Genomic DNA, 11,686 nt, shown 5'->3' with positions numbered 1-11,686 from the left:
ATGACCGCCACCGAGAGCGCAGCCAAGCTGCCGCCCGAGTTCGCCGACCTCGAGCAGTACTCCGACTGGTGCCTGGGCACCGAGGCGGAGCGCTACGCCAAGCGCCTGAACAGCACGATGCGCGAACTGCAGGCCTTCTACGATGCGATCACCGCCCGCGCCGAGGAGGCGATCGCCTACTGCGACAAGTTCAGCCTCGACGACCTGCCGGAGGACGTGCTGAACCTGATGCACCTGCTCTACTCGATGATCCAGGCCTCCTTCCCGGTGGAGTGCTGGAAGCAGCCGAAGGTGCCGGACTCCGGAGCCACGACGCTGGACTGCGTGTCCGAACCCGTGCCGTGAGCCTTACCGTTCTGCGCGCCGAGCGCTGGGCCGACGTCGAGGCCGGCGAGGTGCGCTCGCCGGCCGTCGTGGTGATCGAGGGAAACCGCATCCAGGCGGTCAACCCGCCCGCACCACCGCCAGATCCGGTGGCAGACATCGACCTCGGCGACGTCACCCTGCTGCCCGGCCTGATGGACATGGAACTCAACCTGCTCATCGGCGGCCCGGGTGGGCCCGAGGGGCTGCCCAGCCCCATGCACGGTGTGCAGGACGACCCCGCCTACCGCACGCTGCGCGGCGCGGTCAACGCCCGCACCACGCTCGACGCGGGGTTCACCACCGTCCGCAACCTGGGCCTGATGGTGAAGACCGGCGGCTACCTCCTCGACGTGGCGCTGCAGCGCGCCATCGAGCAGGGTTGGCATGCCGGCCCGAGGATCCATCCCGCCGGGCATGCGGTCACGCCGTACGGCGGGCATCTCGACCCGACGGTGTTCCAACGGCTGGCGCCGGGGATCATGCCGCTGTCGGTGGCCGAGGGTATCGCCAACGGCGTCGACGACGTCCGCGCGTGTGTGCGCTATCAGATCCGCCACGGCGCCAAGCTGATCAAGGTGTCGGCGTCGGGCGGGGTGATGTCGCACAGCACGGCACCGGGAGCGCAGCAGTACTCGGACGAGGAGTTCGCGGCCATCGCCGACGAGGCCCACCGGGCCGGTGTCCGCGTCGCCGCCCATGCGGTGGGGGACAGCGCAATCCGCGCCTGCATCCGCGCGGGCATCGATTGCATCGAACACGGGTTCCTCGCCTCCGACGAGACCATCCAGATGATGGTCGATCACGGCACGTTCCTGGTGTCGACCACCTACCTCACCGAGGCGATGGCGGTCGACCGGATCGCCCCGGAACTGCGCCGCAAGGCCGAGGTGGTCTTCCCGCAGGCGCAGGCGATGCTGCCCAAGGCGATCGCCGCCGGCGTCCGCATCGCCTGCGGCACCGACGCCCCGGCGGTTCCGCACGGGCAGAACGCGAAGGAACTGTGCGCACTGGTCGCCCGTGGGATGACGCCGATGCAGGCGGTGCGCGCGGCGACGGTCACGTCGGCCGAACTCATCGAAGCCGACGACGAGCTCGGACGGCTCGCACCCGGCCACCTCGCCGACATCATCGCGGTACCCGGTGACCCGTCGCAGGACATCGCGACCACACTCGACGTGCGGTTCGTGATGAAGGACGGCGTGGTCCACAAACACGCCGGATGTGACTAGCGTCGGTGCCATGAACGCGCGTCAGGAGCCTGGAATGGAACTCACCGACAACATCCTGTGGCTGCTCAAGCAGGCGTTCTACTTCTCGTTGACCACGGTGAACGAGGCGGTGAGCGAACACGGCGTGAGCACCGCGCAGATCGGCGTGCTCCGCCAGCTGTCCAACGAGCCCGGGCTGAGCGGGGCCGAGCTCGCGCGCCGGCTCCTGATCACCCCGCAGGGTGTCCAGCTGGCCCTGACCGCGCTGGAGAAGCGTGGGTTGGTGCAGCGGAAACAGGACCCCCAGCACGGCCGCATCCTGCAGGCCTTCCTGACCGACGAGGGGCGCACGGTGGCGGCTGCGGTGGTCAGCGACGCGATCGCCGCGCACGACAAGGTGTTCGGGGTGCTCAGCAAGGTCGAACAGCAGACGCTGCGCGAACTGCTCGGCCGGGTCGTCGAACAGGGTACGGGCCACGAGCTCTACGCCGATCACGTGGAGAACTGACCCGGCGCCGTCGTCGGTGAGCAGCAGGCCGGCCGGAGTATCAAGGACTTGATATGTATGACAAGTACTTGATATCTTTCGGGAGATGAGTGAGGCACTCGAAACCGACGGATTCGCCCCGCTGCGTGTGAAGCGAGTGGTGCGCGAAACGTCTGACGCGGTGTCGCTGGTCCTCGACGTCCCCCGGCACTGCTCGGCGCGCTTCCGGTATGAGGCGGGCCAGTTCCTGACGTTGCGGGTCACCGTCGACGGCCGGGATCTGCGCCGGTGCTACTCGATGTCCTCGGCGCCGGTCGAAGACGAGCTGCGGATCACCGTGAAGCGCGATCCCGGCGGCGTCGTGTCGAACTGGCTGAACGACACCGCATCCGAGGGTGTCGAGATCCATGCCGCACCGCCGGAGGGGCGCTTCGTCCTGCGCGAGGCCGCGGACACCTCGGTGATCCTGGCCTTCGCCGGGGGGAGCGGCATCACGCCGATCATGTCGCTGGTGCGGACCGCGCTGGCGACCACGGCGCGGCCCGTCCGGGTGTTCTACGCCAACCGCAGCCGCGAGTCGGTCATCTTCGCCGACGCGCTGTCGCGGCTCGTCGAGCAGCATCCCGACCGGCTGGCGATGACCCACCACTTCGACGACGACGGCGGCGTCGTCACCCCCGCCGCGGTCGCGGATTTCGTCGCCGGGTCCGGTGACGCCGACTACTACATCTGCGGGCCGGCGCCGTTCATGGACACGGTGGAGGCGGCCGTCGCCGACGCCGGCGCTCCCCGCGACCGCATGCACCTCGAACGCTTCTCGGTGGCGCAGACGCCGGTCGAGGATGCCGGCAGCACGAAACAGGTCACCGAAGAGGTGGTCATCGAGCTCGACCACACGACCACCACGGCGGCCTACCGGTCGGGCAACACGCTGCTGCAGACGGCCCGCACGGCGGGGCTGCGGGCCCCGTCCTCGTGTGAAACCGGTTCCTGCGGAACGTGTATGGCGCGCATCGTGGCCGGTACCGCCAGGATGCTCAACAACGATGCGCTCGACGACGACGAAGTGGCCGAGGGCTGGGTGCTGACATGTCAGTCCCTGCCCACGAGCCGCACGGTGCACGTGGTCTACGAGTAGGGACGGGAAAGGATCTGCGATGGAGCGGTGCCGATGAGCCGCGTGGCGGTCGTGACCGGAGGCGCGTCCGGAATGGGGGAGGCCATCTGCCACGAGCTCGGCCGCCGCGGACACCGGATCGCCGTACTCGACCTCGACGGGGATGCGGCCCAGCGGGTCGCCGAGGATCTACGCGCCGAGGGCGTCACCGCGCTCGGTGTCGCGGCCGATGTCAGCGACCGCCCCGCGGTCGAGGAGGCGTTCGCAAAGGTGCGCACCGAGCTCGGGCCGGTGCACATCCTGGTCACCAGTGCCGGGGCCGTGGATTTCGCGCCGTTCACCGACATCACCGTGGAGTCCTGGCAGCGTCTGGTGGACGTCAACCTCACCGGGACGTTCCACTGCTGCCAGGTCGCGGTGCCGGACATGCTGGCGGCCGCCTGGGGACGGATCGTGATGATCTCCTCGTCGAGCGCGCAGCGGGGGTCACCGAAGATGGCGCACTACGCCGCTTCCAAGGGTGCGCTGCTGTCGTTGACCAAGTCGCTGGCGCGCGAATACGGACCGGTCGGCATCACCGTGAACAACGTGCCGCCGTCGGGCATCGAGACGCCGATGCAGCACCAGTCGCAGGCCCTGGGCCACCTGCCGCCCAACGAGCAGATGGCGGCCAGCATCCCGGTCGGCCACCTCGGCACCGGCGACGACATCGCCGCCGCCGTCGGCTTCCTGTGTTCCGAGGAGGCGGGCTTCATCACCGGTCAGGTGCTCGGCGTCAACGGCGGTGCGGTGCTGTGAATCGGACGGGCACACCACCACGACAGGGAGGTTCGCATGGGTAAGTGGCCGAAGCCCGCGGAGGGCAGCTGGACCGAGCACTACCCGGAGCTGGGCACCGGGCCGATCTCGTTCCGCGACTCCACCTCCCCGGAGTTCTACGAACTCGAGCGCGAGGCGGTGTTCAAACGCGCCTGGCTCAACGTCGGCCGCATCGAGGACGTGGCGCGCGTCGGCAGCTACTTCACCAAGGAGATCGCGGTCGCCAAGGCCTCGGTGATCGTGGTCAAGGGCCGCGATGAGCGGATCCGCGCGTTCTACAACGTCTGCCGGCACCGCGGGAACAAGCTGGTGTGGAACGACTTCCCCAACGAGGAGGTCAGGGGCATGTGCCGGCAGTTCACCTGTAAGTACCACGGCTGGCGCTACGGCCTCGACGGTGCGCTGACGTTCGTGCAGCAGCCCGGGGAGTTCTTCGGGCTCGACACCGACGACCTCGGGCTCGCGCCCGTGCAGTGCGACGTGTGGAACGGGTTCATCTTCATCAATCTCGACCCCGAGCCGCGGTGGAGCCTGCGGGAGTTCCTCGGGCCCATGATCACCGCGCTCGACGACTACCCGTTCGGGCAGATGACCGAGCGCTACGAATTCGAGGCGCACAACAACAGCAACTGGAAGATCTTCGCCGACGCGTTCCAGGAGTACTACCACGTCCCGTCGTTGCACAGCCAGCAGGTGCCCAGCGAGGTGCGCCAGCCCAACGCCACCTTCGAATGCGGGCACTTCCAGATCGACGGCCCGCACCGGCTGGTGTCGACGGCGGGCACCCGGCGGTGGCTGCTGGCGCCGGAGTACATGTACCCCGTCGAACGCGCCACGCGCAGTGGCCTGGTCGGCCCCTGGCGGACGCCGGACACACATTTCTCGGCGGGCCTCAACCCGGGCGGGATCGAACCGTGGGGCATCACCAACTTCCAGATCTTCCCCAACCTGGAGATCCTCATCTACCACGGCTGGTACCTGCTGTACCGGTACTGGCCGACCTCGCACAACACTCACAAGTTCGAGGCCTACAACGCCTTTCACCCCGCGCGGACCGTGCGTGAACGCATCGAACACGAGGTCGCCTCCGTGGTGCTCAAGGAATTCGCGCTGCAGGATGCGGGCATGCTGGGCGGCACTCAAGCCGCGCTCGAGTACGGTCTGGACGAGCCGATAGTCGACGACTACCCGCTGTCCGACCAGGAGATCCTGGTCCGCCATCTGCACAAGGTCGCCGTCGACTGGGTCGAGGAGTACCGGGCCGAGCGTCATCCGGTGGGAGTGTGACCGTGACCCATCTACCGGAAGCGTTCGCCGAGTTCGAGTGCTACGCCGAGAAATGGTGCCTGGCAACAGAACCCGAACGGTGGGCAATCCGGCTGGCCACTCCGATGCCGGAGATCCGCGAGTTCTATGACGCGTTCTCCCCGCGCTTCGAGGAGGCGATCGACTACTGCGACAAGTTCCCGCTCGACGAGGTGCCCGACGACGTGCTCCATCTGTTGCACCTCGTCTATTCGATGATCATGGTCTCCATGGCCGTCGAGATCTTCGGCACCCAGAAGCCGGTCGACTCCGCCGACGCCGTCATGCACCGCGTCAGCGCGCCGGTGCCGTGACCATCAGGGAGAAACGATGAGTGTGCTGACGATCAACAAGCTGACCGCAGCGGTCGGCGCCGAAGTGGTCGGGCTCGACCCGCAGCGGTTGGCCACCGACGACGCGCTCGGTGCGGCGGTGCTCGACGCGCTGGAACACAATGGCGTGCTCGTGTTCCCGGAGCTGCACCTCGACCCGCGGGCGCAGGTCGAGTTCTGCCGTCGCCTCGGCGAGGTCGACCACTCCTCGGACGGGCACCATCCGGTCCCCGGCATCTATCCCGTGACCCTCGACACGTCGAAGAACTCGTCGGCGGCATACCTGCGCGCCACCTTCGACTGGCACATCGACGGATGCACCCCCACCGGGAACGAATGCCCCCAGAAGGCGACCGTGCTGTCGGCGAAGCAGGTGGCCGAGCATGGTGGCGAGACGGAGTTCGCGAACTCCTACGCGGCGTACGAGGCGTTCAACGACGACGAGAAGGAGCGCTTCGGCGCGCTGCGCGTCGTGCATTCGCTCGAGGCGTCACAGCGCCGCGTCACCCCCGACCCGTCACCGGAGGTGTTGGCACGCTGGCGGTCCCGGCCCACCCACGAGCACCCCCTGGTGTGGACGCACCGCAGCGGGCGGCGCTCGCTGGTGCTCGGGGCATCGGCGGACTACGTGGTGGGCATGGACCTCGATGAGGGCCGCGCGCTGCTGGCCGACCTGCTCGACCGGGCCACGCGGCCCGACCTGGTGTACAGCCACGCCTGGTCGGTGGGGGACACGGTCATCTGGGACAACAACGGCGTCCTGCACCGCGCCGCACCCTATCCGCAGGACTCCCCGCGAGAGATGCTGCGGACCACCGTCCTCGGCGACGAGCCGATCCAGTGACGCGGCTGGCGCCGCTGCCCGCCGACGAATGGGACGACGAGGTGCGGCGGGCCCTGAGCCCGCTGCTGCCCGCCGAGCGGAGCAACCCGCGCGACGCGGGCAACCTGCTGGCCACCCTGGTCCGCCACCCGCCGCTGACCCGCGCCTACCTCGAGTTCAACGCCCACCTGCTGCGGGGGTCGACGTTGTCGGTGCGGCTGCGAGAAGTGGCGCTGATGCGGGCGGTCCTGCGGCGGAACTGCGACTACCTCTGGGACCACCATGTCCCGCTGGCGCAGCGCGCCGGGCTGAGCGCGGCGGACATCGAGGCCATCCGCGACGGCGACATGGCCGACGGGCTCGACCGGCTGGTCATCCGGGCGGTCGACGAACTCGACGGGGGCGCTGCGCTCTCCGATGAGACGTGGGCGTCGCTCGGCCGGTACCTCGACGACCGCCAGCGCATGGACCTGGTGTTCACGATCGGCGGATACACCGTGCTCGCGGTGGCGGTGAACACCTTCGGCATCGCCGCCGAGACCGACTGACCGGCCCGCTTCGTTGACGAGGCACCGACCGGTATGGAAACCTGATACGCACAAATGAGAATCACGTTCTCGGACGGGGATCGGAACGGAGCAATGCATGGCGGAAGATCTCACCGGTGTCGACTTCTTCCGGGACACCCGTCTGACCGATGACCCCTACTCGTTCTATGCCGCGCTGCGCGACAAGTGCCCGGTGGCTCGGGAGGACCACTACGGCGTCACGATGGTGACCGGGTGGCAGGAGGCGGTCGACGTCTACAACGACGCCGAGACCTTCTCGTCGTGCATCTCGGTGACGGGACCGTTCCCGGGGTTCCCGGTGTCGACCGAGGGATGCGACGACATCACCGATCTGATCGCCGAGCACCGCGACGAGATCCCATTCAGCGACCAGTTGCCCACGCTCGACCCGCCCACCCACACCAACCACCGTGCCCTGCTGATGCGGCTGATCACCCCAAAGCGCCTCAAGGAGAACGAGGACGCGATGTGGCAGCTCGCCGATGACATCCTCGACGACTTCCTCGCCGCGGGGGAGGGCGAGTTCATCAAGGGCTTCGCCGCGCCGTTCACGCTGCGGGTGATCGCCGATCTGCTCGGCGTGCCCGACGAGGACCGGCCCGAACTGCTCGAACGGCTCGCGCGCGGCACCCACGGCGGCGCGCTGGGCAGCGCCGAGAAGACGCTGACCAAGACGCCGCTCGAATACCTCTACGACGTGTTCGCCGAGTACATCGAGGACCGCCGCCGCGAACCGCGCGACGACGTGCTCACCGGGCTGGCGACCGCGACGTTCCCGGACGGCACGATGCCCGACGTCGCCGACGTCGTGCGGGTGGCCACCAACGTGTTCTCCGCCGGGCAGGAGACCACCGTGCGCCTGCTGTCGACCGCGCTGAAGGTCATCGGCGACCGGCCCGACGTCCAGCGCCGGCTGCGCGCGGACCGCAGCCTGCTGCCGAACTTCATCGAGGAGTGCCTGCGCATCGAGAGCCCGGTCAAGGGGGACTTCCGGCTGTCGCGGGTGCCGACCACGGTCGGCGACCAGGCGCTCGGCGCCGGTGCGACCGTGATGGTGATCAACGGTGCGGCCAACCGCGATCCCCGCCGCTTCGAGGACCCCGACTCCTTCGATCCCGAACGCAAGAACGCCCGTCAGCACCTCGCCTTCGGCCGGGGTATCCACAGCTGCCCCGGCGCGCCGCTGGCCCGCGCCGAGACCCGGGTCGGCCTCGAGCGGCTGTTGGACCGCACCACCGACATCCGGATCAGCGAGGCGCACCACGGGCCGGCCGGCGAACGCCGCTACTCCTACATCCCGACCTACATCCTGCGTGGACTGACCGAGCTGCATCTGGAGTTCGACGTGACGGGAGGGGAGTCGTGAAGGTCGCCGTCGACGAGGACCGGTGCCGCGGCCACGGCATGTGCCTGACGCTGTGCCCCGAGGTGTTCCAGATGACCGACGACGGCTATGCCGTCGCCGACCCGTCCGACGTGCCTGCCGGCCTGGAGAACTCGGCCAAGTACGCCATGGCGAACTGCCCCGAACAGGCCATCATCGAAGTCAGTTGAGCGACAAGGAGACACCGTGCCCAAGGGCTACATCCTGATCACCGAGGACGTCAAGGATCCGGCCGGTATGGCCGAGTACGGCAAATTGGCGAGCCAGGCGATGGCCGGCTCGACCCTGCTGTCCTTCGATGCGAAGCCCGAACTGCTCGAGGGGCAGTGGCACGGCACCCAGACGGTGCTGCTGGAATTCGAGTCGGTCGAGGCGGCCCGGGAGTGGTACCACTCCGACGCCTATCAGGAGGCGCTGAAGCTGCGGCAGGCCGCCGCCGACTGCAACGGCGTCATCCTGCATGGCCTGGGCTGAGTTCCACTCGCCGGTCAGGTGAGCACCCGGACGGGGACGTGTGACCAGCCGGCGACATTCTGCATCGCCACCCGCCGGCACTCCTCCCAGAGCACCTCGTAGCGCGGCATGAAGTCGAGCAGCCGCTCCAGCGCGATCGCGCTCTCCATCCGGGCCAGCGCAGCCCCCAGACAGCTGTGCACGCCGTATCCGAAGCCGAGGTTCTGCGCCTCGGTGCGGTCGCGGTCGATGTCGAACGTGTCCGCATCGGTGAAGGCCTCGGGATCGCGGTTGGCCGATCCGCCGAGCAGGAACACCGGTTTGCCGGCGGGGATCGTCACCCCGTGCAGGGTCACCTCTTTCATCGACCGGCGCACGTTGTACTGGGCGGGCGCCTCGTATCGGAGGAGTTCTTCGACGGCGGCGGGGATCTTGCTGCGATCGTCGAGCAGCTTCTGCCACTGATCGGGGTTGCGGGCGAAGGTGACGGCCGCATTGCCGATCAGCTTGGTCACGGTCTCGGCACCCGCACCGCCGAGCAGCGTGGCGAATCCCGCGATCTCGAAGTCGTCGAGGCGCTCCTTACGCCCGTCCTCGCGTTCGATCTCGGCCTGTACCAGCCGGGTGAACATGTCGTCCTGCGGTTCGGTGCGGCGCTGCTGGATCAGCTCGTAGTACAGGGCCATCGCCTCCGCGATGGCGGTCATGCCCTCCTCGGACATCTCGACCTGACCGGGCTCGCGGTGCAGCGAGGTGTCCACCCATCGACGCACCTGCTGCCTGCGGTCCTCGGGGACCCCGAGCATCCGGGTGATCACCTCGACCGGGAAGAACGCCGCGAACTCCTGCACGACATCGAAATGCTGCGGATCGGCCGCCCGGAAGCACTGGTCGATCGTCTCCTCGACCATCGGCTTCAGGTTGGCGATCTGGCGCGGCGTGAACACCTTGTTGACCAGGCTGCGCATCTGCCGGTGATCGGGCGGGTCCATCAGGATGATCATCTTGAACGGGGCCGGCTCACCCTTTTTCACCATCGCCAGGTCGAGGCCGTACGCCGAGGAGTACGTCTCGTAGTCCTTGAACGCGGCGGCCACGTCCTCGTGCCGCGACAGGGCGTAGAAATCCTGTTCGGCGTTGTAGTACACCGGCGCTTCCTCGCGCATCCGCCGGTAGATCTCCCAGGGTTCGTTGAAGTACTCCTCGGAGAACGGATCGAACACGAGCTTCGACGTGGTCATCGGGTTGTGTTGCCCCTCTTGGCCGTTGTGGATGTCATTCGTCGCGGATGGAGATCGCCTGCCGTGGGCACTGGCGCACCGCCTCCTTGACCTGGTCCTCGTTCTCGGGCGTCACCTCGTCGGTCAGGACGTGCAGGTAGTCCTGGTCGTCGAGGTCGAAGACCTCCGGGATGATGCCCATGCACACGCCGTTGCTCTCGCACAGTCCGAAGTCGACCTCGATCTTCTTGGTCATGGGTTCCTCCGGCTCTTCGCGCGGGCGCTCATCGCACCACCCGTACCGGAACATGGTGGTAACCGGCCACGTTCTGCATCGTGACGCGCTGCAGGCCGGCGAAGTCGACCTCGAAGCGAGGCATGAAGTCCAGCAGGTGCTCGAGGGCGATCTGCGTCTCCAGGCGCGCCAGCGCCGCGCCCAGGCAGCTGTGGATGCCGTAACCCAGACCGAGGTTCTGGGCCTGGGCGCGGTTGCGGGTGATGTCGAACGTCTCGGCGTCGTCGAACGCGCGCGGATCCCGGTTGGCGGCGGCCTTCATCAGGAACACCGGCTTGTGCGCGGGGATCGTGCCGCTGGGCACCTCGGCGTCCTTCAACGTGTAGCGCACGTTGTACTGCACCGGTCCGACGTAGCGCAGCAGTTCCTCGACGGCGGCCGGAACCAGGCTGCGGTCGTCGAGCAGCAGCTGCCACTGGTCGGGATGCCGAGCGAACTCCACCACCGCACTGCCGACCAGCTTGGTGACGGTCTCGGCGCCCGCGCCGCCGAGCAACGACGTGAAGCCGGTGATCTCCAGATCGTCCAGCCTGCGCATCGCGCCGTTCTCGCCGGGTATCTCGGCGGCGATCAGCCGACTGATCATGTCGTCCTGCGGGTTGGCGCGCCGCTCCTGGACCAGGCCGTAGTAGTACATGCCCGCGTCGATGTGGGCCTGCATGCTCTTCTCGCTGAGCCCGATCTGGCCCGGCTCGCGCTCGAGCCCGGTGTCGATCCAGTGCCGCACCTGCTGGCGGAAGTCCTCGGGGACGCCGGCCATGCGGGTGATGACCTCGACCGGAAACGGCGCCGAGAATTCCTGGACGACGTCGAAGCCGTCGGGATCGACCCGCGACAGGTAGTGCTCGACGAGCTCGACGATGGTCTCGCGCTGTGACTGGATTGCCCGCGGGGTGAACGCCTTGTTCAGCAGGCTGCGCATGTGGCGGTGATCCGGCGGGTCCATGAAGATGATCGACTTCTGCGGACCCTCCTCCGACCGGACCATCGCCAGATCGCAGCCTCGCGAGGAGGAGAACGACTCGTGGTCCTTGAGGGCGGCCGCGACATCGGCATGCCGGGTCAACGCGTAGAAGTCCTCGATCTCGTCGTAGTAGATCGGGGCTTCGTCCCGCATGCGTTGATAGATCCCATAGGGATTGTCGAAGTACTCCTGCGAGACCGGGTTGAACACCAGCGTGGGTTTGGTCATGAACTCCTCCTTCGCGGCTGGCTGGTCACCGGAAGCGTTACGTGAGGCTGATCGACTGTAAACGGTAACAGGATTCTCCTCAGCGGAGAGCGAGAATGGTCATCGCGTCGGTGTGG

15 protein-coding genes are annotated in these 11,686 nt (G+C 67.9%); 12 read left to right on the top strand and 3 right to left on the bottom strand.

The window, feature by feature from the left end:
• The 12 genes from E4P42_RS07800 (at position 1) to E4P42_RS07745 (ending at position 8,884) form a co-directional block, all read left to right on the top strand.
• Positions 1-345, top strand: a complete 345-nt coding sequence (locus E4P42_RS07800; protein WP_135124726.1) for a hypothetical protein — start codon at positions 1-3, stop codon at positions 343-345.
• Positions 342-1,595, top strand: coding sequence for an amidohydrolase family protein (locus E4P42_RS07795; protein WP_135124724.1), 1,254 nt, complete (start codon positions 342-344; stop codon positions 1,593-1,595). Before E4P42_RS07800 ends, E4P42_RS07795 begins: the two co-directional genes overlap by 4 nt.
• A 34-nt stretch (positions 1,596-1,629) precedes the next feature.
• A complete protein-coding gene (locus E4P42_RS07790) occupies positions 1,630-2,082 on the top strand; it encodes a MarR family winged helix-turn-helix transcriptional regulator (RefSeq protein ID WP_135124722.1) in 453 nt (150 codons plus the stop codon).
• 85 nt (positions 2,083-2,167) lie between these two features.
• Entirely contained in the window at positions 2,168-3,199 is a 1,032-nt protein-coding gene (locus E4P42_RS07785) for a ferredoxin--NADP reductase (protein WP_135124720.1), read from the top strand.
• A 33-nt stretch (positions 3,200-3,232) separates the two neighbouring features.
• Positions 3,233-3,976: an SDR family NAD(P)-dependent oxidoreductase gene (locus tag E4P42_RS07780; protein ID WP_135124718.1), complete on the top strand. Its 744-nt coding sequence runs from the start codon at positions 3,233-3,235 to the stop codon at positions 3,974-3,976.
• A 36-nt stretch (positions 3,977-4,012) separates the two neighbouring features.
• Positions 4,013-5,284 carry an aromatic ring-hydroxylating dioxygenase subunit alpha gene (locus tag E4P42_RS07775; protein ID WP_135124716.1) on the top strand — a complete coding sequence of 424 codons (1,272 nt, stop codon included), beginning with the start codon at positions 4,013-4,015 and terminating at the stop codon, positions 5,282-5,284.
• A 2-nt stretch (positions 5,285-5,286) separates the two neighbouring features.
• The gene (locus E4P42_RS07770; protein WP_135124714.1) at positions 5,287-5,616 is read left to right on the top strand and encodes a hypothetical protein; all 330 of its coding nucleotides are present in this window, start codon (positions 5,287-5,289) and stop codon (positions 5,614-5,616) included.
• A 16-nt stretch (positions 5,617-5,632) separates the two neighbouring features.
• Entirely contained in the window at positions 5,633-6,478 is an 846-nt protein-coding gene (locus E4P42_RS07765) for a TauD/TfdA family dioxygenase (RefSeq protein WP_135124712.1), read from the top strand.
• Positions 6,475-7,005: a carboxymuconolactone decarboxylase family protein gene (locus E4P42_RS07760; protein WP_135124710.1), complete on the top strand. Its 531-nt coding sequence runs from the start codon at positions 6,475-6,477 to the stop codon at positions 7,003-7,005. Before E4P42_RS07765 ends, E4P42_RS07760 begins: the two co-directional genes overlap by 4 nt.
• A gap of 97 nt (positions 7,006-7,102) precedes the next feature.
• On the top strand, positions 7,103-8,392 hold the full coding sequence (locus tag E4P42_RS07755) for a cytochrome P450 (protein ID WP_135124708.1): 1,290 nt from the start codon (positions 7,103-7,105) through the stop codon (positions 8,390-8,392).
• A complete protein-coding gene (locus tag E4P42_RS07750; protein WP_135124706.1) occupies positions 8,389-8,580 on the top strand; it encodes a ferredoxin in 192 nt (63 codons plus the stop codon). Before E4P42_RS07755 ends, E4P42_RS07750 begins: the two co-directional genes overlap by 4 nt.
• Before the next feature lie 16 nt (positions 8,581-8,596).
• A complete protein-coding gene (locus E4P42_RS07745) occupies positions 8,597-8,884 on the top strand; it encodes a DUF1330 domain-containing protein (RefSeq protein ID WP_135124704.1) in 288 nt (95 codons plus the stop codon).
• Between the two features lie 14 nt (positions 8,885-8,898).
• Here E4P42_RS07745 and E4P42_RS07740 read toward each other — a convergent pair whose 3' ends face one another.
• From E4P42_RS07740 to E4P42_RS07730, 3 genes are read right to left on the bottom strand one after another with little or no spacing between them, the layout of a single operon-like run.
• Positions 8,899-10,104: a cytochrome P450 gene (locus E4P42_RS07740; RefSeq protein ID WP_135124702.1), complete on the bottom strand. Its 1,206-nt coding sequence runs from the start codon at positions 10,102-10,104 to the stop codon at positions 8,899-8,901.
• Between the two features lie 34 nt (positions 10,105-10,138).
• Positions 10,139-10,339: a ferredoxin gene (locus E4P42_RS07735; protein ID WP_135124700.1), complete on the bottom strand. Its 201-nt coding sequence runs from the start codon at positions 10,337-10,339 to the stop codon at positions 10,139-10,141.
• Between the two features lie 28 nt (positions 10,340-10,367).
• Complete coding sequence (locus E4P42_RS07730) at positions 10,368-11,570, bottom strand: cytochrome P450 (RefSeq protein WP_135124698.1); 1,203 nt, start codon at positions 11,568-11,570, stop codon at positions 10,368-10,370.
• Between the last annotated feature and the right edge of the window lie 116 nt (positions 11,571-11,686).

Source organism: Mycobacterium sp. PS03-16 (genome assembly GCF_004570325.1).
GTDB lineage: Bacteria > Actinomycetota > Actinomycetes > Mycobacteriales > Mycobacteriaceae > Mycobacterium.
The sequence above is the reverse complement of the archived record's forward strand: the minus strand, read 5'-3'. Positions and strand labels throughout refer to the sequence as shown.